Raw genomic sequence first — 26366 nt, forward strand, 5'->3', positions numbered from 1 at the left:
CCGCAAACCCCAGACGACAACGGTTCTCAGCCCCCTTTCCGGCTGTAAAAGGCTATGCTCGGACCATGACCCTGTTCCCTGATTTACAGCACCTGCCCCGCCAACTGCGTCACCCCGAGGTGCGCGACCTCGCGTGGGTGATGCTCGCCCCGCCGATGCTCACGCAAACGCCCTGGCCGCAACGTCACCCGCTGACCGGCAGCGACTGGGTGCAGGCCCCGCATGTGCTGGAGCACTGGTTGCGCCAACTGGACCAGGACAGCAGCGCCCTGCTGCACTGGCTGAGCCAGGCACGCACCCGGCGGCTGGGGTTGTATTACGAACGATTGTGGCAATTTGCTGTGCAGCATGCGCCGGGCGTGGAATTGCTCGCGGCCAACCTGCCGATCCGCCAGGCCGGGCATACCCTGGGAGAGCTCGACATGCTGCTGCGCGACCGAGACGGCGTGCACCATCTGGAACTGGCGATCAAACTCTACCTCGGCCCCCAGGACGGCGACGGCCGGGACACCGCCCAATGGCTGGGCCCGGGCTGCCACGACCGGCTGGACCGCAAGCTGGCCCATCTGGCCCAGCATCAACTGCCGATCTCCGCCCGGCCGGAAAGCCGGGAAGTGCTGGCCGCCCTGGACATTCAAGCCTTTGATGCCCATCTATGGCTGGGCGGGTATTTGCTCTACCCATGGCCCGGCATGGCACACGCGCCGGTGGGCGCACATCCGCAGCATCTGAATGGGCGCTGGCTGCATCAGCGCGACTGGTCGAGGTTTATCGAACAGAGCCCCGCCGGTCGCTGGCAACCGCTGCCCCGCCACGCGTGGCTGGCGCCGGCACACTACCCGGCGGACGAAGCCTGGGACGCGGCCCGGATGCAGCACTGGCTAACCGAGCTGGACCCGATGGCGCCCGCACAATTGCTGGTGCGCCTGGTGGAAAACAGCGAAGGCGAATGGGAAGAGGCCGAACGGTTGTTTCTGGTGGCGGATCTCTGGCCGAATGTGCCGGCGCTTACAGGTTATCGATATGCCGATAATCAATCTGTAACTCCGTAGCCAGTTGCCTCGCGCGTCCCAGCCGAATCGGGCCGCGCTCGATGTCCACCAGCAAACCCGGGCAGTCCAGTGGCGGCAGCCCCGCCACATCCTTCAGCCGTCCATCGGTGATCACCAGCAACCGCTGCTGCTCCGCCGGATAACGCGTGCGTCGGGCCGCCAACCACTGCCCAGCTTCGTTCAGCGCTGCCAACAATGGCGTGCCGCCGCCTGCGCCGAGCCCTTCAAGCCAGTGATTGAGCCCCTTGGCTGCCTTTAATCCCTGCACCTGCCATTTCGGCGATTGCCCGCTCGCAGTGAGCAACGCCATGCGCGCCCGCTGCCGATAGGCATCGTCAAACAGCTGGGCCAGCAACCCTTTGGCATCCGTCAACGCCTGATGCCGCCGGGTGGAAGCCGACGCATCGACAATCACTAGCCACAGCTCATGGGGCGTACGGCTGCGCAGTTGATACAACAGGTCTTCACGGCGTTGCGGTCGCCCGCCGAGCAGCGTGCCCGGCCAGTTGATCGAACCTTGCGCCGCGCTGCGCGCCTGGCCTCGCCGGCCCTTGTTCAGTCGACCCGCCTTGGGCCGCGCATCCGCCCCCGCGTCAGGCTTGGGGCGAATGCCTAGGGCTTTTTTGGCCAGGTGGGCACGGCTCGGCGAGCGCCTGTCGGCAGTGCGGGTGCGGGCATGTCGCCCCATTGGCCCTGGCCTTCAGGTGCATCATTGGCCTTGGGTGATTGACCGCCAGCGGGCGGCGTTGCAGGCGGGGATTGCTCCTGGCGACGATGGCGCAGGGCAAATTCCGCGACGGCTTCGATATCTTCTTCGCTGATGGCCGTAGCGCCCCGCCAAGCCGCATGGGCACGGGCGCCACGCAGCCAGACCAGATCGGCGCGCAAGCCATCGACGCCGGCGGCAAAGCAGCGCTCGGTAATCTGCGCCAGCGCCTGGTCATCCAGCGGGATGCTCTCCAACAGCGCCCGCGCCTGGGTGCAGCGCTCGCGCAACGCGGCCTGCTGATCGGCCCATTGCTCGCAGAAACCCTGGGGATCGTTGTCGAAATCCAGGCGGCGACGGATGATCTGCCCACGCTCGGCGGGCTGGGTGTGCCCGCTCAGCGCCACGTTGAAACCAAACCGGTCGAGCAATTGCGGGCGCAACTCGCCCTCTTCCGGGTTCATGGTGCCGATCAGCACAAAGCGCGCCGAATGCCGATGGGAAATCCCGTCGCGCTCGATCAGGTTGGTGCCGCTGGCGGCCACGTCCAGCAGCAGATCCACCAGATGGTCGGGCAGCAGGTTGACTTCATCGACGTAGAGCACGCCACCGTCGGCCTTGGCCAGCACGCCGGGGGAAAATTGTGCGCGGCCCTCGCCGAGCGCCGCGTCCAGATCGAGGGTGCCTACCAGCCGTTCCTCGGTGGCGCCCAAGGGCAGCGTGACGAACTGACCACTGGCGAGCAGGTCTGCCAGGCCGCGCGCCAGGGTGGACTTGGCCATGCCGCGCGGGCCTTCGATCAGCACGCCGCCGATTTTCGGGTCGATGGCGGTCAGGCACAGGGCCAGTTTCAGGTCATCGGCGCCGACAACGGCAGACAGCGGGAAATGCGGGAGGTCGGTCATCAACTGCCTTCTTCTATATCCAACAACAGGTTTTCCAACGCCTCGCGGTATGCCCCGGGCTCCTGCCACAGGCCACGCTGCTGGGCTTCGAGCATGCGCTCGATCATGTCCCGCAGGGCATCCGGGTTGTGCTGCTGCACAAAGGCCCGGGTGTCCGGGTCGAGCAAATAGGCGTCGGCCAGCAACGCGTACTGATGATCGTCGATCAGCGCGGTGGTGGCGTCGAACGCGAACAGATTGTCCACGGTGGCCGCCATCTCGAACGCGCCTTTGTAGCCGTGGCGCTTCACCCCTTCGATCCACTTCGGGTTGGCCGCCCGGGCACGGATCACCCGGTTCAACTCTTCCTTCAGCGTGCGGACCTTCGGCAGGTCCGGCTGGCTGTGGTCGCCATGATAGCTGGCGGCCTTGTCGCCGCTCAGGGTTTCCACGGCGGCAAGCATACCGCCCTGGAATTGGTAGTAATCATTGGAGTCGAGCAAATCGTGCTCGCGGTTGTCCTGGTTCTGCAACACCGCCTGCACCTGGCTCAAGCGCTGGGCAAACTGTTCGCGGGCGGCGGTGCCTTCGTCGGAGCCGCCATAGGCGTAGCCGCCCCAGTTCAGATAAACCTCGGCCAGGTCTTCACGGCTCTGCCACAGGCGCCCGTCGATTGCGCCCTGCACACCGGCACCGTAGGCACCGGGCTTGGCGCCGAAGATCCGCCAGCCCGCCTGCTTCGCGGCGGCCTCCTCGTCCAGGCCCGACAGGCGCAAGGCCTCACGCTCGCTGCGCACCTTGGCCGCCAGCGGGTTCAGGTCGTCGGGCTCGTCCAGCGCGGCCACAGCTTGCACCGCCGCGTCGAACAGGCGGATCAGGTTGGCGAACGCATCGCGGAAGAACCCCGACACACGCAACGTCACATCCACACGCGGCCGGTCCAGCAGGCTGATCGGCAGGATTTCAAAGTCATCCACCCGCTGGCTGCCCGTGGCCCACACCGGGCGCACGCCCATCAGCGCCATGGCCTGGGCGATGTCGTCGCCGCCGGTGCGCATGGTGGCAGTGCCCCACACCGACAGGCCGAGTTGGCGCAAGTGGTCGCCGTGGTCTTGCAGGTGACGCTCAAGAATCAGGTTCGCCGACTGGAAACCGATGCGCCACGCGGTGGTGGTCGGCAGGTTGCGCACATCCACCGAGAAAAAGTTACGCCCGGTGGGCAGTACGTCCAGACGGCCCCGGCTCGGCGCGCCACTGGGGCCAGCCGGCACGAAACGCCCGCTCAGGGCATCCAGCAAGCCACGCATTTCCGCCGGGCCGCAAGCATCCAGGCGCGGCGCGACGACGATGCGCAAGCTCTCGATCACCGACTTGACGTCTTCCCAGCCCGGCTCTTCAAGCTGTTCCACCGGCCCTTCCAGCGCCTGCTCGATCAGGCGGGCGGCATACAATTCGAGGCGTTCGCGGGTGTCGCCAGCGGTGCGCCACAATTGCGTATCGATCTTTTGCAACACCTCGGGACGACGCCCGGTCCACGGCTCGGCCAGGGCGCAATCCAGCGGGTCGAAGCCCAACTCAAAGGCCCTGGCCAGTACCCGCAGCAGGCTCGATTGCGGCCCGCGACCATCGCCACGCGGAATGCGCAGCAACGCCAGCAAGGTGTCGATGCGCAACCGGCCCTCGGGCGACTCACCGAAGATGTGCAGGCCATCGCGAATCTGCGACTCCTTCAAGTCACACAGGTAAGTGTCCAGGCGTGGCAGCCAGATGGCGGCGTCGGCGTCGCTGTCGAGGTTTTCGTCGAGGGCCAGTTCCTGGTCGATACGGGTTTCCCGCACCAGCTTGAGGATGTCTTTTTGCAGCTCACGGGCGCGCCGTGGGTCGAGCAGTTGGGCTTCGTAATACTCGTCGGCCAACAGCTCCAGGTCACGCAGCGGCCCGTAGGTTTCGGCGCGGGTCAGCGGCGGCATCAAGTGGTCGATGATCACCGCCTGGGTGCGCCGCTTGGCCTGGGCGCCCTCGCCCGGGTCGTTGACGATAAACGGGTAGATGTTCGGCAACGGCCCCAGCAGTGCGTCAGGCCAGCAATTTTCCGAAAGCCCGACGCCCTTGCCCGGCAGCCACTCCAGGTTGCCGTGCTTGCCGACGTGGATCACGCCGTGGGCACCATAGGTCTGGCGCAACCAGAAGTAGAACGCCAGGTAGCCATGGGGCGGCACCAGGTCGGGATCGTGATAAACCGCGCTGGCGTCCACTTGATAACCCCGGGCTGGCTGGATGCCGACGAAGGTCAGGCCAAAGCGCAGGCCGGCGATCATCATGCGGCCGTCGCGGAACATCGGGTCGTTACGGGGCGTGCCCCAGCGTGCCAACACCGCCTGGCGATTGGATTCGGGCAAGCGGTTGAACATCGCTTCATAGTCATCGAGCGCGAGGCTTTGGTGGCACGGACGCAGGTCGAGGCTGTCGAGGTCATTGCTGACGCCGCCCAACAGTTCCTGAATCAACGCCGTGCCGCTCTCCGGCAGCACGTCCGGCAACGGATAACCTTCGATCTTCAAGGCCCGCAGGATATTCAGCGCAGCGGCCGGCGTGTCCAGCCCCACACCATTGCCGATACGTCCGTCCCGGGTCGGGTAGTTGGCGAGGATCAGCGCGATACGCTTTTCGCCATTCGGCACCCGCGCCAAGTCGACCCAGCGCCGCGCCAGCTCGGCGACGAAGTCCATACGCTCAGGCTGCGCGCGGTAGCACACCACATCCGACTGGCTGCGCTCGCTGCGCCAGGCCAGGTCCTTGAAGCTGATGGGCCGGCTGATGATGCGCCCGTCCAGTTCCGGCAAGGCAATGTGCATCGCCAGGTCGCGCGGGCCGAGGCCTTGTTCGCTGGCCTGCCAGCCGGGCTCGTTGTCCTGGGCGCAAATCGCCTGGATTACCGGGATGTTGCGGCGAAACGGCCGCAGGTGCGGCGCTTCGGGGCTGGATTGGGCAAAGCCGGTGGTGTTGAGAATCACCGAGGCGTGCACTTCGTCCAGCAGGTCCTCGACCACCGTCAGGCAGCCGGGTTCTTTCAAACTGGCCACCGCCATCGGTAACGGATTAAGACCCGCCGCCTGCAAGCGCTGGCAAAACACATCGATAAAACCGGTATTGGCCGCCTGCAAATGGGAGCGGTAGAACAGCACCGCCGCCACCGGAAAACCGGGTTGCCAGTCGGCCTGCCAATCGTTGAGACGGGCATTGGCTTTGTGCGGGTGATAAATCGCGGTACGCGGCAGGTTTTGTGGCTCGTCCCAGGCGTAATCGCGGCCCAGGTAGCCGGCCGCCAGGCAACGATAGAAATCCAGCGCGTTACCCAGGCCGCCCTGGCGCAGGAAGTGCCAAAGCCGGTCACGCTCCTCCACGCCCACGGTACTCAGGCCACTGAGTTCCGGGTCCGGGCGATCATCCCCCGGCACCAGGATCAGTTGCACACCGCGCTCGGCCAGCTCAACGAGGCGCTCGATGCCGTACCGCCAATAGCCGATACCGCCGTGCAGCGAAATCAGGATGACCTTGGCGTGGCGCAGTACCTCGTCCACGTACAAGTCGACCGAGGCGTGGTTCTGCACCTGCATCGGGTTGGCCAGGCGCAGGCTCGGGTAATCCTCGGGCAACTGCTGGGCCGCTTCTGCCAGCAGCGCCAGGCTGGAGTCACCGCTGCACAGGATCACCAGCTCGGCGGGGGTTTGGCCAAGGTCGGCAATGTTGTCATCCGAGACGAAACCGCCGGGCTGGGTCCTGAGCAGGTGCATGGTTTAAACGCTGAGGGCAGCGCGCAATTGCGCTTCGAGCAAGGCGGCGTCCAGTTCCTGGCCGATCAGCACCAGGTGCGTGGCGCGCGGTTCATCGGCGCGCCAGGCGCGGTCGAAGTGCTTGTCGAAACGCGTGCCCACGCCCTGGATCAGCAGGCGCATCGGCTTGTTCGGGATCGCCGCGAAACCCTTGACCCGCAGGATGCCGTGCTGGACCACCAGTTGGGTCAGGGCGTCGAGCAGCAGGCTTTCGTCAGCCTGGGGCAGTTCGATGGAAATCGAATCGAAGGCGTCGTGGTCGTGGTCGTGGTCGTCTTCACCTTCGTGGTGATGATCATGGTGGCTGTGGCGACCGTCGATGTGCTCTTCGGAGCCAGCGCCCAAGCCGATCAGCACGTCCAGCGGCAGGCGACCGCTGCTGGCTTCGATGATTTTTACCGCGGGCGGCAGTTCTTCAGCCACTTCCAGGCGCACACGTGCCAGGTCTTCAGGGCTGATCAGGTCGCACTTGTTGAGGATCACCAGGTCGGCGCTGGCCAGTTGGTCGGCGAACAGCTCGTGCAGTGGGGATTCGTGGTCCAGGTTCGGGTCGAGTTTGCGCTGGGCGTCGACCTGGTCCGGGAAAGCGGCGAAAGTGCCGGCGGCCACGGCCGGGCTGTCGACCACGGTGATCACCGCGTCAACGGTGCAGGCACTGCGGATTTCCGGCCACTGGAAGGCCTGGACCAACGGTTTTGGCAGCGCCAGTCCTGAAGTTTCGATGAGGATATGGTCGAGGTCGCCGCGACGGGCCACCAGTTCGCGCATCACCGGGAAGAACTCTTCCTGGACGGTGCAGCACAGGCAGCCGTTGGCCAGCTCGTAGACGCGGCCGTTGGCTTCTTCCTCGGTGCAGCCGATGGAGCATTGCTTGAGGATTTCACCGTCAATGCCCAGCTCGCCGAACTCGTTGACGATCACCGCAATGCGGCGCCCCTGGGCGTTGTCCAGCATGTGGCGCAGCAAGGTGGTCTTGCCCGAGCCGAGGAAGCCGGTAACGATGGTGACGGGGAGTTTGGCCAGTGTTTTCATCGGATGCCCTTTGGGGCGGGCATACGGGACGAGTGGCCCTGCGCGGGTGCGCAGAAGCAGAATTCGCCACCGGATCACCCCGCCCGGTTGAAGTAGAAAATCGGTTGCGAGGCAGGTCTCCTGGCTTGGGGCTTGCCGACGGTGTGGCCGGCGCTGGCTGCGCCTTCCCGCCTTGTTCAGGCAGTGGCGTGGCAGTCAGATAAACCCTTTACAGTTGCGGGGGCAGCCGCGGCATCGACCGCGTTCCCTTCTTAGCTTCGGCCTGGGCCGAAGAACCTCGAACGTGCAAGGCTACGCAGTGCGCGGGGACGGGTCAATGTCCGAGCGCTTGGCGCGAAGCAGCGCCAGGCGCTCCAGCATGCCCTCGCTCGCTGCCGGCCCGGCTTGCACGCTGCATTGTTCAACGGGCACGCGCGCCCCGCTACCGGCTTCCACCACCGCCACTTCCACTGGGCGCCGGGTTTCCCGGTCGACCAACTGCAGGCTTTCACCTTCGGTGGCGAAGTGGCGGTTGCCCCAGCCGATAAATGCCATGATCACCACCCGGAAGTCCTCGCCCACCGGCGTCGGCACGTACTCGAAACGCGGCGGCCGCTCGCTGTATTGCCGGCGCTCCAGCAGGCCGGCGTCCACCAGGCTGTTAAGCCGGCGCGTGAGCATGTTGGGGGCAATCTCCAGGCTCTGGGAGAACTCGTCAAAGCGCCGCAAGCCTTGCAGCGCATCGCGCATGATCAGAATGCTCCACCACTCGCCTACCCTTTCCACTCCACGGGCTACCGGGCATTCGGCATTTACCAGTGACTTACGTTGCATTGCAGTTCCTCTGTGGGGCGGCCCCGAAAATTTAAGCTGTTCGATGTTACTTTCATAATGATAGTTTCGTCGCAGCATTGCTACCAAACTGAAATGGCGGAGCTAAGCGATCATGAATAAGCGAATTGTTGTGACCGGCATGGGTGCAGTCACCCCGCTGGCAACCGGCGTGGAGCAGACCTGGAAACGCCTGTTGGCAGTTGAATCCGGGATCCGCAGGCTACCCGAGGCCTTGGTCGGTGACTTGGCAATCAGCATTGGCGGCCAGGTGCTGGGCCGGGATCAGGACCCGCACGCCGGGTTTGACCCCGACAGCGTGATCCCCGCCAAAGAGCAACGCAAGATGGATCGGTTCATCGTGTTCGCCCTCGCCGCAGCGCAGGAAGCCCTGGCGCAGGCAGGCTGGGCGCCGCAAACCGCCTCCCAGCAAGAACGCACCGCGACGATTATTGCTTCCGGCGTCGGTGGTTTCCCGGCGATTGCGGAGGCTGTGCGCACCGCTGACAGCAAAGGGCCGCGCCGCCTGTCGCCGTTCACGATCCCGTCATTCCTTGGCAACATGGCCGCCGGGCATGTGTCGATCCAGCATCAGCTGAAAGGCCCGCTTGGCTCCCCCGTCACCGCGTGCGCCGCCGGCGTACAAGCCATTGGTGATGCCGCGCGCATGATCCGCGCCGGCGAAATCGACATCGCCGTGTGTGGCGGCGCCGAAGCCTGCATCCACCGCGTCAGCCTGGGCGGCTTTGCTGCGGCGCGGGCGCTGTCCAGCGATTACAACGACACGCCGGCGCTCGCTTCCCGCCCATTTGATCAAGGCCGCGACGGGTTTGTAATGGGCGAAGGTGCCGGGTTACTGGTGATCGAAGAACTGGAGCATGCGCTGGCCCGGGGCGCGACGCCGATTGCGGAGTTGGTGGGATACGGCACCAGTGCCGATGCCTATCACATGACTTCAGGGCCCGAAGACGGCTCCGGCGCACGTCGCGCAATGGAGTTGGCGATTGCCCAAGCGGGGATCACCCCGGCACAGATCCAGCATTTGAACGCCCATGCCACCTCCACACCTGTCGGTGACAACGGCGAGTTGGCGGCGATCAATACGCTGTTCGGCGCCGATTCGAGTGTCGCTATCAGTGCCACAAAATCGGCGACCGGCCATCTGTTGGGCGCTGCGGGCGGGATTGAGGCGATTTTCACCGTGCTTGCCCTGCGTGACCAGATAGCCCCGGCCACCCTCAACCTGGACAACCCGGACCCGGCCGCCGCCGGGCTGAATCTGGTGCGTGGCCAGGCCCGGCCGCTGCCGATTGAATACGCGATTTCCAACGGGTTCGGGTTTGGTGGCGTGAACGCAAGCGTGCTGTTCAAGCGCTGGCATTAAACCGGCGATTTGACGCCCATCGCCCGCCCATGCTCTCCTACACATCTTGTTTCGGGTGCCCTTCACAGGGTGAAACGGGAAACCGGTGAGTCATGTGCCTTTACTCAAGGGCGTGACGAGTCCGGTGCTGCCCCCGCAACGGTAAGCGAGTGAAACATCAAATCCACTGTGCCTGTACGGCATGGGAAGGTGATGTTTTTAAGGCCAAGGCCCCTCGCAAGCCCGGAGACCGGCCCGAAAAAATCAGATAACAAACCCGCGGTGGGCGGGCGCTGTTCAGAACCCTGCGTGCCTGGCTCGCGGGGTTTTCATGCGCTCGTGTCACCCTGAAACCCAGAAGGGACGCGCCATGTCGATCATCAGCAGCACTGCCTCTACCGCCAGCACCACTGCCACTTTGAGCCAACGCCTGAGCGCCGCCATCGGTGCGTCGATTCTTGGCGCGTGCCTGGTGTATTTCGCCGGTTTCTCGCACATCGAAGCGGTGCACAACGCCGCCCACGATACCCGCCACAGCGCCGCATTCCCGTGCCACTGAGACCTGCCGACATGATCAAGCGTATTGCTCAAACCGCAGGTTTCACCGGGCTTCTGGCCGCCTTGTTGCTGACATTGCTGCAAAGCTTTTGGGTTGCCCCGCTGATTTTGCAGGCGGAAACCTACGAAAACGCCCCGGCCGCTGCCGAAGTGCATGAACACGCCGGCGCTGCCGCTCACACCCACGACGCCGAAGCCTGGGAGCCGGAAGACGGCTGGCAGCGCGTGCTGTCCACCACGGGCGGCAATTTGGTGGTCGCGGTAGGTTTTGCTTTGATGCTTGCCGGCCTGTACACCCTGCGCGCCCCGACCCGCACGGCTCAAGGCCTGCTTTGGGGCCTGGCCGGTTACGCCACGTTCGTGCTCGCGCCAACCCTCGGTTTGCCGCCTGAATTGCCGGGTACCGCTGCGGCGGACCTGGCACAACGGCAAATCTGGTGGATCGGCACTGCGGCCTCCACTGCGGCCGGTATCGCGCTGATCGTGTTCGGTCGCAACTGGCTGCTGAAAGTGCTGGGCGTGGCGATCCTGGCGGTGCCCCACGTGATCGGCGCGCCACAGCCGGAAGTCCACTCGATGCTGGCGCCGCAAGCCCTGGAAGCTCAGTTCAAGATTGCCTCGCAACTGACCAACGTGGCCTTCTGGCTGGCACTGGGCTTGATCAGTGCCTGGTTGTTCCGCCGTAACCGTGATGATCAGTACGCGGCATGATCCTGGCAGTTGGCCTGGGTTGCCAGCGGGGCTGTCCTGTCGACGCCCTGCTCGACCTGTTCAATGCCGCCCTTGCCGAGGGTGGTATTGAGCGCCAGCGAATTACCGCGCTGGCCAGCCTTGATCGCAAGCAGGATGAGCCGGGGCTGCTCGCACTCGCCCAGGCGCTGGAACTGCCTTTGACGTTTTTCAGTGCGGCGGAACTGGTGCCTTACGAAGATCGATTGAGCCATAAATCAGAGACTGTTTTTGCCCATACCGGCTGCTACGGCATCGCCGAAAGTGCTGCCTTGGCGTTGGCTGAACAGCTGTCCCGACGCCCCGCCACCTTATTGGTCACCCGCCAAAAAACCGCCCAGGCCACCTTTGCATTGGCGTGCGCCGGCTGAATTCCCGATAATCATCAGCTTCCATCATGAGCAATCTTCATCTGAAGCCCTGCTCGCGTGCTTTTTCACAGGAACATATCCATGACTGTCTTTTTCATCGGCGCAGGCCCAGGCGACCCGGAACTGATTACCGTCAAGGGCCAGCGGCTGATTCGCAGTTGCCCGGTGATCATCTATGCCGGTTCGCTGGTTCCGGCGGCGGTGCTTGAGGGCCATCAGGCGGAAGTGGTGGTCAACAGCGCGGAATTGCATCTGGAGCAGATCATCGAGCTGATCAAGACCGCCCACGGGAAAGGCCAGGATGTGGCGCGGGTGCATTCCGGGGATCCGAGTCTGTATGGGGCGATCGGCGAGCAGATTCGCGTGTTGCGCGAGCTGGGGATTGCGTTCCAGATCATTCCCGGAGTGACGGCCGTGGCGGCCTGTGCGGCGTTGCTGGAGGCTGAGCTGACGCTGCCGGACATCGCTCAAAGCGTGATCCTGACGCGTTATGCCGACAAGACCGCAATGCCGGCGGGTGAAGCGTTCAGCAGCCTGGCGCAGCATGGCGCGACGATGGCGATCCACCTGGGGGTAAATCACCTGGAGAAAATCGTGGCTGAGTTGTTGCCTCACTATGGCGCGGACTGCCCGATTGCCGTGGTGCATCGGGCGACCTGGCCGGATCAGGATTGGGCTGTCGGCACCCTGGCCGATATTGCCGGGAAAGTCGCGGCCAAGGGCTTTCGGCGTACGGCGCTGATTCTGGTAGGCAGGGTGCTGGCCAGTGACAGCTTCAGCGAGTCCTCGCTGTATCGCGCCGGCCATGCCCACCTCTACCGCCCCTGAAGGAGCATAGAACCCAATGTGGGAGCGGGCTTGCTCGCGAATGCGTCGGGCCAGTCGATATAGGTGTCGACTGATCCACCGCGTTCGCGAGCAAGCCCGCTCCCACACTTGATCTTCTTCGTTAAGAAGATTATGTAACTAACTGAATAACAAACATAAAAAAACGGCGCTCACGGGGCGCCGTTTTTTATGTCCGCAGTGAACACCTTACTTAGTAGTAGGCGTTTTCTTTCTGCGTATGGTCAGTCACATCACGCACGCCCTTAAGCTCTGGAACGCGCTCCAGCAAGGTGCGCTCGATGCCTTCACGCAAGGTCACGTCTGCCTGGCCGCAGCCCTGGCAACCGCCACCAAACTTCAGCACGGCGATCCCGTCATCCACCACATCGATCAGGCTTACCTGACCGCCGTGGCTGGCCAGCCCCGGGTTGATCTCGGTTTGCAGGTAGTAGTTGATGCGCTCGTTGATCGGGCTGTCCGCATTAACATTCGGCACCTTGGCGTTCGGCGCCTTGATGGTCAGTTGGCCACCCATGCGATCAGTGGCGTAATCCACCACGGCATCGTCAAGGAACGCTTCACTGAACGCATCGATATACGCCGTGAAGCTTTTCAGCCCCAGCGCCGTATCTTCAGGTTTTTCTTCACCCGGCTTGCAGTAGGCAATGCACGTCTCGGCGTACTGGGTGCCGGGCTGGGTGATAAAGACGCGGATGCCGATACCCGGGGTGTTCTGCTTCGAGAGCAGGTCAGCCAGGTAATCGTGGGCGGCGTCGGTAATGGTTATGGCAGTCATGGAAACTCCTCACAGGCTTGCCGGCAGTTTACGCCAAATTATTACCGAGGTACAAAGTCCCAGTAATTTTGTCGGAAAAGACTTTCGCCTCCCATCACAGGTTTTCATAACGGTTCATGTCCAGCACACCCTCTTCCACCGGCGTGGTTTCGCGGATGTACTGTGACAGGTCGTGGAAGTACTGCCAGAACTGCGGATGGCTGCGGCGGATGCCCCAGCGGTCGACAATCTTCTCGAAACGGTTGGCGTCCTTGGCGTTCTCCATGGCGGCGACAAACTCCGGCACTTGCTCCGCCGGGATGTTGAACATGAAGTTGGGGTAGCTGCTCAGCACGCCGGGATAGACGGTCACGGTGTCCAGGCCCGGGTGGTAGCGATAAGCCTCACCCAGCATAAAAGCCACGTTGCTGTGGGCACGGTTGCGCAACAGGCTGTAGACCTCGCGTTTGCCGCTGCGGGTTTCGATGCGCAGCAGGGTGGCTTCCGGCAACTGGTCGATCACCTTGAGCCCCGCCGCCGGGCGATTGGTCAGGCGGCTCAGGGCCTGTTCGGCGTCCTGCAAGGCCGGGTCGATGCCGGGGCGAGAGCAATAGGCGCTGACGCAGCGGTTGATCGGGTCCGGGCTGGCATTCAGGTCGCCATAACGGGCCAGCAACTGGTTGGCGAAGTCACGCTTGGGGTCTTTTTCATCGAGCTTGAGGCCGGTGGGCTTGTCGTCGTCGATGGCTTCATAGTCCAGCCACAGCTTGACCTTGCCGCTGTTCTGGTACCAATCGTCGAGGAAATCATCGCGGGAATCCGCCGGCATCAAGCGCAGGAAGTTCTGCTCGGCGCCGTTGCGGATCAGGTCGAAGTACAGCCGCGTCTGGGCCTGATGGGAGACGTTGCCGAACACGTCGAAATTCACCGCCAACTGGTAATAGGTGCGCTCCAGCAGCGGGTAGTCGAACAGCCACATCGTCTGCGGCACTTCGCCGATCAGCCCCTTGGTCACCGACGCACTGTCAAAGTGGCGGAAGATCGTCAGCAACGCGTTGTCATTGCCCGCCCACAGGCTCGCCCAACTCGGCGGCGGCACGTCGGCATAGCTGTCCCGGCGCAGCGCTTCGTATTCGTTACGTTTGTCGCGGTATTTGAGCCAAAGGCTGAGCACGCTGCCCACATCGTCAATCTGCCCCGGCATCGCCAGCAACGGCGTGGCCTGGCCACGGTAACGGGCATCGGTGATGTACAGGTCGTGGTCGGGGTCCTGGAACAGGGTCCAGAAGTTGTCGCGGATCACGTCGGTGGCGATTTGCCCACGGCACACCGGCCCGCGAATAAAGGTGCGCACGAAGTATTCGGCGTTATCCAGCATGAACTGGTAACGCGCCTTGACCGGGATCGCCTCGAAGGTCTCGAACGGGTTGGCCCGGCGGCCCGGCCCGTAGCCCGGCAAGGCGTGCACCTGCCAGTCGTCGGTGTAGAACAGCGACTTGATCCGGGCCATTTTCTCGGCGCTGAACGGATAAGTAATGTGGGTCTTGTGCACGATCACGCCCTGCACCGGCCACAGGCGGTAGTACACCTGGGTGCCCGGGTCGTCGTTGGGGCGGCGGGTGTTGATCAGGTCGATGGGCTGGCCGCTGGGCGTGCGCGACCGTACCCACTGGAAGAAATGCCCCGGCTCGCCGCCTTCAAAATAGATGTGGGCAAGGAACAAGTGCTCGAACAACCAGCGCGCCACCAGGCTTTCCCGGGCGCCGGGCTGGTTGAACAGGTTTTCCCATTGCTGCACTTGCAGGGCTTCCTGGGCACTCGGCGCCAGGCCTTGTTCGTCGATCGGTGCACCGGAGGCCAGCCAGCGTTGCAGCGTCTGGTATTGCTGGTCGGTCAGGCCGGTGACGGCCAGCGGCATGCCTTCCTTGGGGTGGCTGCCTGCGTAGGCGTTGAACTCGCCCGGCATCGGGCAGGCGTTTTCGCGGTTCAGGCCCAGCACGATGTCGTCGGGCAGCTTGGCATTGGGCTGCAACGGCGCGTTATGCCCCAGCTCCAGCATCCGCGCCATCAGTGCGGCCTGGCTGCCCTGGGCGTCGAGCACCGAGTAAAAATCCTTCTGCTGCCAGGCGGCTTTGCCGAAGGCGTCATAGAACAGGCGCGTCGGTTGGCTGGCCTGGCTGCGCTCCCCGTCGTACACCGGCACTTTGGTCGCCCCGCGGGCGGCACCTTCGGCACTGCCCAGGTTGAGCTGGCAGGCCGAGTCGTAGCACGCATGGCAGGCCACGCACTTCTCGGTAAAAATCGGTTGGACATCACGGGTGTAAGAGATCGCCGGGGCGGGACCTGCTGCCTGTGCGGTGAAGGCGAACAGCGCAAAGGCGGCGCTGGCGATGAGGCGAAGTGACATGTTCCCGGTCCCGATACAATGCGTGCGGTAAAAAATCCTACACAATTCTACCGACCTACAGCCCTCACCAACATGAGCGATATTCATGCAAAACCTGCACATGCTCTAAAAGCGCACAGGTTTGCTATGATCTTCGCCCTCCGTAATACCTGACCAGAGTAGTCCCATGCCCGATCGTAGCGCTCGTCTGCAAGCCCTCCACCACGCCCTCAAGGAACGCATCCTGATCCTCGACGGCGGCATGGGCACGATGATCCAGAGCTATAAACTGGAAGAGCAGGACTACCGTGGCAAACGCTTCGCCGACTGGCCGAGCGACGTCAAGGGCAATAACGACCTGCTGGTGATCACCCGTCCGGACGTGATCGGCGGTATCGAAAAAGCCTACCTGGATGCCGGCGCCGACATTCTGGAAACCAACACCTTCAACGCCACGCGCATTTCCATGGCCGACTACGGCATGGAAGAGCTGGCCTACGAGTTAAACGTAGAAGGCGCACGCCTGGCGCGCAAGATCGCCGACGCCAAGACCCTGGAAAACCCGGCCAAGCCGCGTTTCGTGGCCGGCGTGCTCGGCCCCACCAGCCGTACCTGCTCGCTGTCGCCCGACGTGAACAACCCCGGCTACCGCAACGTGACCTTCGATGAGCTGGTGGAAAACTACACCGAAGCCACCAAAGGCCTGATCGAGGGCGGCGCCGACCTGATCCTGATCGAGACCATTTTCGACACCCTCAACGCCAAGGCCGCGATCTTCGCCGTACAAGGCGTGTTCGAGGAATTGAACGTCGAACTGCCGATCATGATCTCCGGCACCATCACCGACGCCTCCGGCCGCACCCTGTCGGGCCAGACCACCGAAGCCTTCTGGAACTCGGTCAGCCACGCCAAGCCGCTGTCTGTGGGCCTGAACTGCGCCCTGGGTGCCAGCGAGTTGCGTCCGTACCTGGAAGAGCTGTCGAACAAAGCCAACACCCATGTGTCGGCCCACCCGAACGCCGGCCTGCCCAACGAATTCGGCGAGTACGACGAACTGCCGTCGCAAACCGCCAAGGTCATCGAAGAGTTCGCCCAGAGCGGCTTCCTGAACATCGTCGGCGGTTGCTGCGGCACCACGCCGGGCCACATCGAAGCCATCGCCAAGGCCGTGGCCGGTTATGCGCCGCGCCCGATCCCGGACATTCCCAAGGCGTGCCGCCTGTCGGGCCTGGAACCGTTCACGATTGATCGCAGTTCGTTGTTCGTCAACGTCGGCGAGCGCACCAATATCACCGGTTCCGCCCGCTTCGCCCGCCTGATCCGTGAAGACAACTACACCGAAGCCCTGGAAGTCGCCCTGCAGCAGGTGGAAGCCGGCGCCCAGGTGATCGACATCAACATGGACGAAGGCATGCTGGATTCGAAGAAGGCCATGGTGACCTTCCTCAACCTGATTGCCGGCGAGCCGGACATCTCCCGCGTGCCGATCATGATCGACTCCTCCAAGTGGGAAGTGATCGAGGCCGGCCTGAAGTGCATCCAGGGCAAGGGCATCGTCAACTCCATCAGCATGAAAGAAGGCGTCGAGCAGTTCATTCACCACGCCAAGCTGTGTAAGCGCTACGGCGCGGCAGTGGTGGTGATGGCCTTCGACGAAGCCGGCCAGGCCGACACCGAAGCGCGCAAGAAAGAAATCTGCAAACGCTCCTACGACATCCTGGTGAACGAAGTCGGCTTCCCGCCGGAAGACATCATTTTCGACCCGAACATCTTTGCGGTCGCCACCGGTATCGAAGAGCACAACAACTACGCCGTCGACTTCATCAACGCCTGTGCGTACATCCGCGACGAACTGCCGTATGCACTGACCTCCGGCGGCGTGTCCAACGTGTCGTTCTCGTTCCGGGGCAACAACCCGGTGCGTGAGGCGATCCACTCGGTGTTCCTGCTGTATGCGATCCGCAACGGCCTGACCATGGGGATCGTCAACGCCGGCCAGCTGGAGATCTACGACCAGATCCCGGCCGAGCTGCGTGACGCCGTGGAAGACGTGGTGCTCAACCGCACCCCGGAAGGCACCGACGCCCTCCTCGCCATCGCCGACAAGTACAAGGGCGACGGCAGCGTCAAGGAAGCCGAGACCGAAGAGTGGCGTGGCTGGCCCGTGAACAAGCGCCTGGAACACGCGCTGGTCAAGGGCATCACCACCCACATCGTTGAAGACACCGAGGAATCCCGCCAGTCGTTCGCGCGCCCGATCGAAGTGATTGAAGGCCCGCTGATGTCCGGCATGAACATCGTGGGCGACCTGTTCGGCGCCGGCAAAATGTTCCTGCCCCAGGTGGTGAAATCCGCCCGGGTGATGAAACAGGCCGTGGCCCACCTGATCCCGTTTATCGAGCTGGAAAAAGGCGACAAGCCGGAAGCCAAGGGCAAGATCCTGATGGCCACCGTAAAAGGCGACGTGCACGACATCGGCAAGAACATCGTCGGCGTGGTGCTGGGCTGCAACGGCTATGACATCGTCGACCTGGGCGTGATGGTGCCGGCGGAAAAAATCCTGCAGGTGGCCAAGGAACAGAAGTGCGACATCATCGGCCTGTCCGGCCTGATCACCCCGTCCCTGGACGAGATGGTGCACGTCGCCCGCGAGATGCAGCGCCAGGACTTCCACCTGCCGCTGATGATCGGTGGCGCCACCACGTCCAAGGCCCACACCGCGGTGAAGATCGAGCCCAAGTACAGCAATGACGCGGTGATCTACGTGACCGACGCCTCCCGCGCCGTGGGCGTGGCCACCCAGCTGCTGTCGAAGGAATTGAAGGCCGGTTTTGTCGAAAAAACCCGCCTGGAATACATCGACGTGCGCGAGCGTACGGCCAACCGCAGCGCGCGCACCGAACGCCTGACTTACCCGGTCGCCATCGCCAAGAAGCCGCAGTTCGACTGGAGCACCTACACCCCGGTCAAGCCGACGTTTACCGGCTCCCGGGTACTGGACAACATCGACCTGAACGTCCTGGCCGACTACATCGACTGGACGCCGTTCTTTATCTCCTGGGACCTGGCCGGCAAGTTCCCGCGCATCCTCACCGATGAAGTGGTGGGTGAAGCCGCGACCTCGCTGTACGCCGACGCCCAGGAAATGCTGAAGAAACTGATCGACGAAAAACTCATCAGTGCCCGCGCCGTGTTCGGTTTCTGGCCGACCAACCAGGTGCAGGACGATGACCTGGAAGTCTACGGTGACGACGGCCAGCCGATTGCCAAACTGCACCACCTGCGCCAACAGATCATCAAGACCGACGGCAAGCCGAACTTCTCCCTGGCCGACTTCGTGGCGCCCAAAGACAGCGGCGTGACCGACTACATCGGTGGCTTCATCACCACCGCCGGCATCGGCGCCGAAGAAGTGGCCAAGGCCTACCAGGACGCGGGCGACGACTACAACTCCATCATGGTCAAGGCCCTGGCCGACCGCCTGGCCGAAGCCTGCGCCGAGTGGCTGCACCAGCAAGTGCGTAAAGAACACTGGGGCTATGCCAAGGATGAAGTGCTGGATAACGAAGCGCTGATCAAGGAACAGTACAGCGGCATCCGCCCTGCCCCGGGTTATCCGGCGTGCCCGGACCACACCGAAAAAGCCCAGTTGTTCCAACTGCTGGACCCTGAGGCCAGCGAGATGCATGCCGGCCGCAGCGGTGTGTTCCTGACCGAGCACTACGCGATGTTCCCCGCCGCCGCCGTCAGCGGCTGGTACTTCGCCCACCCGCAGGCGCAGTACTTTGCCGTGGGCAAGATCGACAAGGACCAGGTGGCGAGCTACACCGCCCGCAAGGATCAGGACCTGAGCGTGACCGAGCGCTGGCTGGCGCCCAACCTGGGTTACGACAACTGATCGATGCCGGAGCCGGTCCCGGGCCGGTTCCGGCTTCATTTACAGATTGAGCGCCGTGCGTTCGAGTGCGGAAAGCCGTATGGCCAGCGCCGTCTGTTCGGCTTTGTACTGCGCGTCCAGTGCCGAAATCTCTTCCAGGTAGGCCGGGGTGATCTCGGAATGCCGCGTCTCCAGTGCGTCCAGGCGAACCTGCCGTTGCTGGGTCAAGGCGGAGAATTCAGACGGGTAACGCTGCTTCAGGTAATCCACCCAGTACTCACGATTCACCAATTTCTCGACAAAGGCCGGTTGCGCCTCCTTGGCGATGATCGATGCATAAGCCGCATCGATATCGGCGTCGGATACCCGGGATAGGTTGCGGTAGATCATGGTTGATGGCTGGCGAGGCAACGCCAGGCGCTGGGCCAGCCCGATACGGTAGGCCAGGCGAATCTCTGCCGGGTCAACACCCGGTCGTCGCAGGATCGCGACTTCGGCCACGGCCTCCACTTCTTCCAGGCGAATGATGCCGGTGGCCAGCTTCAGCAACGCCGGGCCTTCCTGGCCCTCGGTACCGCCGTGGAGTGCCTTGAACTCATAGACCCGAACCTCCAGGTCGCTGAATAACAGGATCCAGCCATCACCACAGGTGACGCGGGAGATGGAGGCTTGAGCCCTCACAAACAGGGTTGCCTGCAATTGCGGGTACTGGTCGGCAGCTTCCAGCACCTCCCAGACCCGGCGGCTCAGCTCCGCTTTGTCCTGGACAAAGTCTTTGGCATGCCGCAATTGGGCCACAATGTAGAAAAAATCCCGGCTCTGCTCGTTCGCCTTGAGGTTTTCCCATACACGGTGCCGGGATGAGCCGTCGGGTATGCCGGCAAACCATTGCGCTTTCTGTTCGGCCTCCGTCAGTAATTCAGGGTGGGCCTCATCTTCGCTGCTGCCGGACTCCTGCGTTGTGGCGTAGCCCTCCAGCAGGCGGTCGATATCACTCGGGGAGAAGCCCAAACCATTGCCGGTGCGTGCCTGATATTCGCGCAACGCCTCCAGTTCCTGCTCGAGCAGCAGGTTGTCGGACAGATCAGTGTTTCGCATCAGCACCTCGTGCTCGTCATCCAGTGCCCCAAATGGAATGGTTTCAATCTGGTTGTTGCTCAGGTCAAGATTGCTCAGGTTACGCGCGTGCAACACCCCGGCCGGCCAGTCTTCGAGGATGTTGGCGTGCACATCCAGATGCCGCAGGTTGGGCAAGGCGCGGATGTCCAGGTTCGCCAGCGTGTTTTCACTCAGGTCCAGCCATTCAAGTACCGGCCAGTGCGCCAGGTATTGCTCCAGCCCAGCGCTGTCGCGCAGGTCGTTGTAAGCCGCTTCAAATCGAGTCAGCGCGCTGAACGCTTCGAGGGCTTCGGGCAAGCGGCTCAAGCCGTTGTGGTTGAGTACCAGGCTGCGGGCCTGGGTAAATGCACGCAAAAACCCGTTGGAACCTTGTTCGGTGAGCCTGACCCCGTTCAAGTTCAATTCGGTGACGTGATTGAACTGCCCGGGCACCGCAGGTAGCTCCCCCAGAAACAGCCCGGATAAGTCCAACCGGTGTCGACCATCGACCGCTGGCTGCCCGGGGTCGGCACGCAGGTTGTGCCGCCAGCTGTCGAGAATCCGGTCGGCCGCACGCCGACGGTCAACGGCGCTGATCCAGCCACCGTCCTCGCGGTATCCGCGAACGTCGATCCATTCGTTCAACATCATCACCAGTGCCTTGTGCTGCTGCGTCCACTGCCGCAGGCGCGCTTCGATCTCCAGCGCCCCCAGGCCGCTTTCACGCAAGCCAGCGATCAGGCTCACCGCGCCACTGTCGCTCAGCTGGGGCGCCAGGCGGCGCAAGCGCTGCGCCGGCGTCAGCCGCGATTCAGCGCCCGCCGGGTCCAACGCCAACGCAATCAACATGTCCGGATCTTCCGACACTTCAAGAGGGAAATACTCCGGTTCACCGCCGGTCGAGCCTTCGGCCAGACCGGCCTTGGGAATACCCATGGGACTATCCAGGTAGGCGGCCTGAGCAAAGGCCTGTTGTGTCGAAACCAGATGCAGGAGATCGTCTCGATACAGGCGTCGGGAGAATTGCTCAATGTCGGCGCAGGCTTGCAGCGTCAGCGGACAACCCCGCAGGTTGGTCCTCAGCATCAGCAGGTCGTGGCCGCTCAGGGCCTGCGGCGGAATACCCGTGATCGCGCTGTGATTGAGCTTCAATTCACCCAGCTGCGGCAGTTCGAGAACGCCGGTCGGCCACTCACGCAGCGCGGTATGGCTCACGTCCAGCTTTTGCAAATTCGACAACATCCGCACATCCAGAGCGCCCAGGCGGTTGAACGACATTGTCAGCTGCTGCAACTGCGTCATGCCGTTGAGTTGCTGCTGGATGGCGGGCGTCACCGTCAGTTGGTTGCGGGACAGATCGAGGAACTGCAGGGCCTGCAGGTTGCTGAACGCCCTCGGTAATGCTGAAAGCTTGTTGCCGCTCAGGCCCAGGCGGCGCAGATTGGGCAGCTTGTCCAACACGCTTTCCAGCGCCGGCAACGACAGACGGGCGCTGGCCAACTGCAATTGGCTCACATGGGTAAAACCCTGTGCCGGAAGTTCGGGCAAATCACCCAGCATGCCGCCCGACAGGTCCAGACTCACTGCGCTTTCCACCCGTGAAGAAGGTCCTGCTACCGCCGCACCCCCGCCATAGCGCTGCTCCAGACCCGCGCGCCAGCAGTCCAGAATACTTCTGGCCGCACGCTGACGATAAAAGACATCGACCAATTTCCCGCCTACCCGAAGCTCACGGGCCTGCCAGCTCTCCAGCTCTGCCGTCAAAACCCGGTGTTCTTCACGCAGGACGTTAACCCGCACGACCTGTTCGTGCGCAGACAGCCCTTGGCGGCTGAGTTCGGCCATTGCATTGAAAACGAACGCCGAATCCCAGGCCTTCAAGCTATGCAGGCTGCCGTCGCAATAACTTTTTACCAGTTGCGCCTCGTCCATCAGGTGCGCGGCGTTACCGTGCACGTGTTCAAACACCGCCATAAATGCGGAGGGCTCGAAGGCCGACCACTTCATGGTCAAACCACGCCACACCCGTTCATGCCCGGCGAACAACTGCGGTGTAACCGTATTGATCCGCGTGCCGTACAAGTTCAAGGTTTCCAGGTGTTCGAGGGCCAGCACGCCGGTCGGCCATTCGGCCAGAGAGCCGGAGACGCTGAGGCTGCGCAGGTTTTTCAGGCCGCTGACGTCCAGGGCAGCCAGGTCGCCCGCCAGGCTCAAGCGTTCAAGCTGCACCCGTTGGCTGAGGCCCTGGATAAACTCGGGCGTATAGCTCAACTGATACCCATCAATGGCCAACTCGGTCACGCCGGGTAACGCGCCCAGGCCGTCGGCGATGGCGTTCAACTCGGCCTGCTCAACATAAAGGTCCACACGTTTGACATTGGGAAATTGCCGGAACAGTGCCGCCCGTGTCTGGCCGGCGACTGCCGCGCCAGGCAATTTCAACCCACGTACGTGGGAGAAGTCGGCAACAAGCAGCGGCAACTCACTGACTTCCATCAGGTCCAGATAAGCATGCGCGTCAACCCCGCGTACCAGGCCTTGTCGCCAGCCACCGATCAAAACGTCGGCTACGCGCCGGCGCACCAGGTTGCCTTCTGCCCATTGATCCAGGGTTGCCTTCAGGCCGTCCAGCTCGCGCTGGCGTGTGGCCAACAGATGCAGAACCTGCTGCTGCGTCTCGCCGCTGGCCAGCCGCATCAGCACAAAACGCTCGGCCTCTTCCTCGGAGAAGTTCGGATAAATGGCCCGCAGCCGAGTGGTCAGCGAGGTTTCATGGGCAAAGGCATCACCGTGCCCACTCAGGGCATACCCCACCGGCCCGGTGGCCGGTGCCAGGGCGGGTCGGGAACGCGGCACGCGCTGTTTCAAGATGGCCGCCATGGCATCGCGATGGGTCGTCGCATAGCGCGCCAGGGCCTGTTGCAGCTCGGCATTCTGGGTCACGGAGGGCAGGCCCAATGACTGTCGCGCCTGATCGGGCAAGGCCTGCATGATCGACTCGAAGAAGTTGCGACCGTCGGGCGTTAGGCTGTTGAGGCTTTGACCCCGCTCGTCGAAGGCCCGATAGATATCGCCGGTCTTGACCAGGTATTTGCGTTCGACGGCATTGTGCGGGCCGATGCTGTCGAGCAGCGGGCCGGTGACGCTTTCGCCGTGCACTTCCAGACGCAACGTCCCAGGCCAGCCCGGCAACTGTTCCAGGCTGTGCAACGCCAGGCGCTCGCTGTCGGCCGAGGCGAAGGTCAGGCGATGCAGGCCGGTGATTGCCCGGCTCAGCCGCCCTTGTTGAGCGCGCAGGCGCGCCAGGTTATCCAGGCGTGCCGAGACCCGGCCGGTCCGGGCCAATTCCGCGCGCTGGCGAACCCCCGCCTGCTCCAGCACTTCACTGACCGCCCCACGGGGCAACGAGGCGAAGCGTTGCTCAAGCACCTGGGACACCACCTGCTTGGGCTCGCCGGAGCGATACAGGCTGTCGACCAGCGCCGGTTTGCGCTTTTGCGCAAAGTCCGCCAGGCGGGTACGGAACACGTACGCCTGGTCACCTGGTGCATGAGCCCCCAACAGGTCACTGCTGCCCTGCTCGCCCAGTTCGGCCAGCACCTGGCGAGGCAACTTGCCCGCCAGCATCTCGCCACGGGTGATTTTGATCGTGGCACGTACATCCGCCGCCGATAACGGTTTGCCATAGCGGTGGGACACGCCCCAGGGTTCCGGCCCCTGGAACAATTCCAGCACCCGTCCGGCGGGCCAGTTCGGCATTTGCACCAGCAACGGCAAGGCGTATTCATAACGGTCATCGATGCCGACACCGGTACGCCATTGTTCGATCACTTCGCTGGCGCCCCGGTCAGCGCAGAATTGGCGCAGGGTATCGGCCAGCAACGACGGCATCGGCCGGCCATCCATATGCACCTTGCGCAGAACATCATCTGGCACCGCGCTGATGTCGCCGATAGTGTTCAGGGTCTCATCGGAAAATCCCTCGGCCTCGTGACCCAGGCGCCGCAGCAGCGTCGTGCGATTCCACAGCAGCGGGTTTTCATGGGTGTGGCGCCATGCCCCGGCATTGTTGTGCTCAAGGATGGGTTGGTAGGCATCAGGATTGGTGGGGTGTTTGAGCCGCCATTTGCCCTGGCGCGTATCAAAGCCCTTTTCAAACAGGTCCTCGCCCAGGCGTACGTATATCTTGCCGCCAGTCTCATACTGGCCTTGTGCGTTGGGCCGCAGGCTGGGGGGCAGTACCGCGTCACTGCGATAAGGGGTCAGGTCCGGTTTCCACAGCCGGGCTTCACCGTTGGGCAACTTGACCGGCACCATCCCATCGACCCATTTGGACACCTGAATCACCCGCGCCTTGCCCGCCATCACCCCGGCGACGCCCAAACTTGCCATAAAGGCAACATTCAGCGCCACCGACTCCAGATGCCCCAAGGCCCCCTCCATATCACCCTGCTGCCAGGATTCGAGGCCGTGGTAGACCTCCATTCCCAGCTGAACGGCGGTGACCGCCATCATCAACTCGCCCACCCCCGGCACGACAAACGCCGCCACGTTCAGCACATTCATGCCAATACTCAGCCAATAGTCGAGACGTTCCCTGGCGGCCTGGCGATCGGCTTCGGCCGTGGGTACTGCCACCGCCAGCGCATTGTCTTTCAAGCGCTGCACATGCAGATCATAAAGGGCGCCGAACGGCTCGCCAGTGATGGGCGTGTCGCGCAGGTTGAGGTCAATGTTCTCGTCGTACACCCGCTCGCGCAGCCCTTGGCTGTTCCATTTGTGCGTGTACAACTTATCGTTCAAACGCTGCAAAAACTCCGCCGCCTTGTTCTGCGGCAGCAGGCTGGCGAACAGCTTCTGATAGGACGGCGTGCGCAAGTTGATCGCCAGGTCCTGATTGAATTGCGCAATCGAGTCGTACTCCTTGAGCGGGTACAGCGGCGCCCCCGGGATCCATGCCACAAAGCGCCCGACCGGTACCTTGGGGGTCAACCAGTCGATCGCGCCCGGGAGCGGAAAGACCCAGTCGAACACCGTACGACCCTGGGGTTTGAAGCCCGGGCCGATCAAGACGATTTCGCCGAGGGGCATACCGAAGATCGACAAGCGGCTGTAGGCCAATGGCTTGCCCTCCAGCGTGGCGTAGGGGGTGCCGGACAGGACAGCCAGCAGCGCCCGATAGAACGATTGAGTGATTTCATTCTTTATGCGGGCAGTGTGTACCCGCACCGCCAACAGGTCTTTTTGCGCGGCAATCATCTGTGCCCGAACCGTTGCGGCTCGGTCAGGCGCCTCGAACACCTGTTTCAAGTGCTCCTGATATTGCCGCCCCAGATCCAGCGTGCGGCACAGCTGCGAGAAATCCTGTGGGGAAAGCGACAGTTTTTCGGTGTAGCGATAAGTCGCCGACCAACCTCCTACTGCGGGGTTGAACGCTCCATACTCAGTGACCAGCGCATCGATGGGTGCCAAGGCACTGGTTTCACCCAGCGACGTCTGGGAAAAGTCCTCATTGCCTTCGAAGTTCAACAACGCCGCCTGCAACAAGGTGTGTTGCTCCGTCGCCATGCGGTAGCGCAGATAGAACAGCGCATTTCTGTTCACATCCAGGGTTTGCCCCAAACGCTTTTTCAAGGCCTCGACCAGCAGCGGCTCGGTAAACGCACTCACCCCTTTCAACGTCGCGAGGGTCTTGGCCAAACGCTCTCGGGAGGCACGACTGCTCGCCTGGCTGGCGCTGAGGGCGCGTTGCAGGTCGCGGCTGGCGCTGGTCAGCCACTGCGGTAGCGGGCCTGACGGGGAGTGACCGGGAAACACTGCCGGCTTGAGGCGTTGAATATCGGTGAGCGTACTGTGAGCAATCCACGCCGGGAGGCTGGTTCTGATCTGTTTCGTATGCAAACCGTCGTCTGCGCGAGGGGGTATGGCTGGCATGTAGTGACTCCTGATGACGCGAGTTAAGGAGTCTCAGTACATCCAGTGCAGCGCCCTGCCAGGCAGTAGATACCTATGGGGCCGCGTTTTACTGCAAGTTGACTATCCTTTGGGGACCATTGGGCTTATC

General features: G+C 63.0%; 15 protein-coding genes and 2 riboswitches. Of the genes, 7 read left to right on the top strand and 8 right to left on the bottom strand.

Translation table 11 applies throughout. The features are described 5' to 3' along the window. Positions 1-65: 65 nt before the first annotated feature. Positions 66-1052, top strand: coding sequence for a DUF1853 family protein (locus HX855_RS18790; RefSeq protein WP_177088119.1), 987 nt, complete (start codon positions 66-68; stop codon positions 1050-1052). Here the strand turns inward: HX855_RS18790 and HX855_RS18795 are convergent. The 5 genes from HX855_RS18795 to HX855_RS18815 form a co-directional block, all read right to left on the bottom strand. Next, on the bottom strand, positions 1009-1740 hold the full coding sequence (locus tag HX855_RS18795; RefSeq protein ID WP_375140086.1) for a VWA domain-containing protein: 732 nt from the start codon (positions 1738-1740) through the stop codon (positions 1009-1011). The two genes, HX855_RS18790 and HX855_RS18795, sit on opposite strands and share 44 nt — an antisense overlap. Beyond that, positions 1665-2663 (bottom strand): ATP-binding protein, encoded by a 999-nt coding sequence (locus HX855_RS18800; protein WP_177088121.1) that lies wholly within the window; start codon positions 2661-2663, stop codon positions 1665-1667. The genes HX855_RS18795 and HX855_RS18800 overlap by 76 nt, the downstream gene beginning before the upstream one ends. Then, on the bottom strand, positions 2663-6436 hold the full coding sequence (cobN, locus tag HX855_RS18805) for a cobaltochelatase subunit CobN (protein WP_177088123.1): 3774 nt from the start codon (positions 6434-6436) through the stop codon (positions 2663-2665). Before cobN ends, HX855_RS18800 begins: the two co-directional genes overlap by 1 nt. A gap of 3 nt (positions 6437-6439) precedes the next feature. After that, positions 6440-7507 carry a cobalamin biosynthesis protein CobW gene (gene cobW, locus HX855_RS18810; RefSeq protein ID WP_177088125.1) on the bottom strand — a complete coding sequence of 356 codons (1068 nt, stop codon included), beginning with the start codon at positions 7505-7507 and terminating at the stop codon, positions 6440-6442. Positions 7508-7599: 92 nt separating this feature from the next. Next, positions 7600-7802, bottom strand: a riboswitch (cobalamin riboswitch). Next, positions 7799-8320, bottom strand: coding sequence for a helix-turn-helix domain-containing protein (locus HX855_RS18815; RefSeq protein WP_169388134.1), 522 nt, complete (start codon positions 8318-8320; stop codon positions 7799-7801). Its footprint overlaps the riboswitch before it by 4 nt. 112 nt (positions 8321-8432) lie before the next feature. On the opposite strand from HX855_RS18815, the gene fabF reads away from it, so the two are divergent. The 5 genes from fabF (at position 8433) to cobM (ending at position 12166) form a co-directional block, all read left to right on the top strand. After that, a complete protein-coding gene (gene fabF, locus HX855_RS18820; protein ID WP_177088126.1) occupies positions 8433-9701 on the top strand; it encodes a beta-ketoacyl-ACP synthase II in 1269 nt (422 codons plus the stop codon). A gap of 36 nt (positions 9702-9737) precedes the next feature. Next, positions 9738-9954: riboswitch (cobalamin riboswitch) on the top strand. Positions 9955-10050: 96 nt separating this feature from the next. Next, positions 10051-10239 carry a CbtB-domain containing protein gene (locus HX855_RS18825; RefSeq protein WP_010172995.1) on the top strand — a complete coding sequence of 63 codons (189 nt, stop codon included), beginning with the start codon at positions 10051-10053 and terminating at the stop codon, positions 10237-10239. Between the two features lie 11 nt (positions 10240-10250). Beyond that, positions 10251-10949: a CbtA family protein gene (locus HX855_RS18830; RefSeq protein WP_177088128.1), complete on the top strand. Its 699-nt coding sequence runs from the start codon at positions 10251-10253 to the stop codon at positions 10947-10949. Then, positions 10946-11338, top strand: coding sequence for a cobalamin biosynthesis protein (locus tag HX855_RS18835; RefSeq protein WP_177088130.1), 393 nt, complete (start codon positions 10946-10948; stop codon positions 11336-11338). Before HX855_RS18830 ends, HX855_RS18835 begins: the two co-directional genes overlap by 4 nt. An 81-nt stretch (positions 11339-11419) precedes the next feature. After that, positions 11420-12166, top strand: coding sequence for a precorrin-4 C(11)-methyltransferase (gene cobM / locus HX855_RS18840; RefSeq protein ID WP_177088132.1), 747 nt, complete (start codon positions 11420-11422; stop codon positions 12164-12166). Positions 12167-12377: 211 nt separating this feature from the next. Here cobM and nfuA read toward each other — a convergent pair whose 3' ends face one another. Next, positions 12378-12962, bottom strand: coding sequence for a Fe-S biogenesis protein NfuA (nfuA, locus tag HX855_RS18845; protein ID WP_003210817.1), 585 nt, complete (start codon positions 12960-12962; stop codon positions 12378-12380). 94 nt (positions 12963-13056) lie between these two features. Continuing rightward, positions 13057-15348: a fatty acid cis/trans isomerase gene (locus HX855_RS18850; protein ID WP_177088134.1), complete on the bottom strand. Its 2292-nt coding sequence runs from the start codon at positions 15346-15348 to the stop codon at positions 13057-13059. Positions 15349-15514: 166 nt separating this feature from the next. Between HX855_RS18850 and metH the strand changes: the two genes are divergently transcribed. Next, positions 15515-19225, top strand: a complete 3711-nt coding sequence (metH, locus tag HX855_RS18855; RefSeq protein ID WP_177088136.1) for a methionine synthase — start codon at positions 15515-15517, stop codon at positions 19223-19225. A gap of 39 nt (positions 19226-19264) precedes the next feature. Here metH and HX855_RS18860 read toward each other — a convergent pair whose 3' ends face one another. Further along, positions 19265-26236, bottom strand: coding sequence for an NEL-type E3 ubiquitin ligase domain-containing protein (locus HX855_RS18860; protein ID WP_177088138.1), 6972 nt, complete (start codon positions 26234-26236; stop codon positions 19265-19267). Positions 26237-26366 lie beyond the last annotated feature (130 nt).

It is taken from the genome of Pseudomonas sp. IPO3778, from assembly GCF_013386825.1.
In the GTDB taxonomy this organism is placed as follows: domain Bacteria; phylum Pseudomonadota; class Gammaproteobacteria; order Pseudomonadales; family Pseudomonadaceae; genus Aquipseudomonas.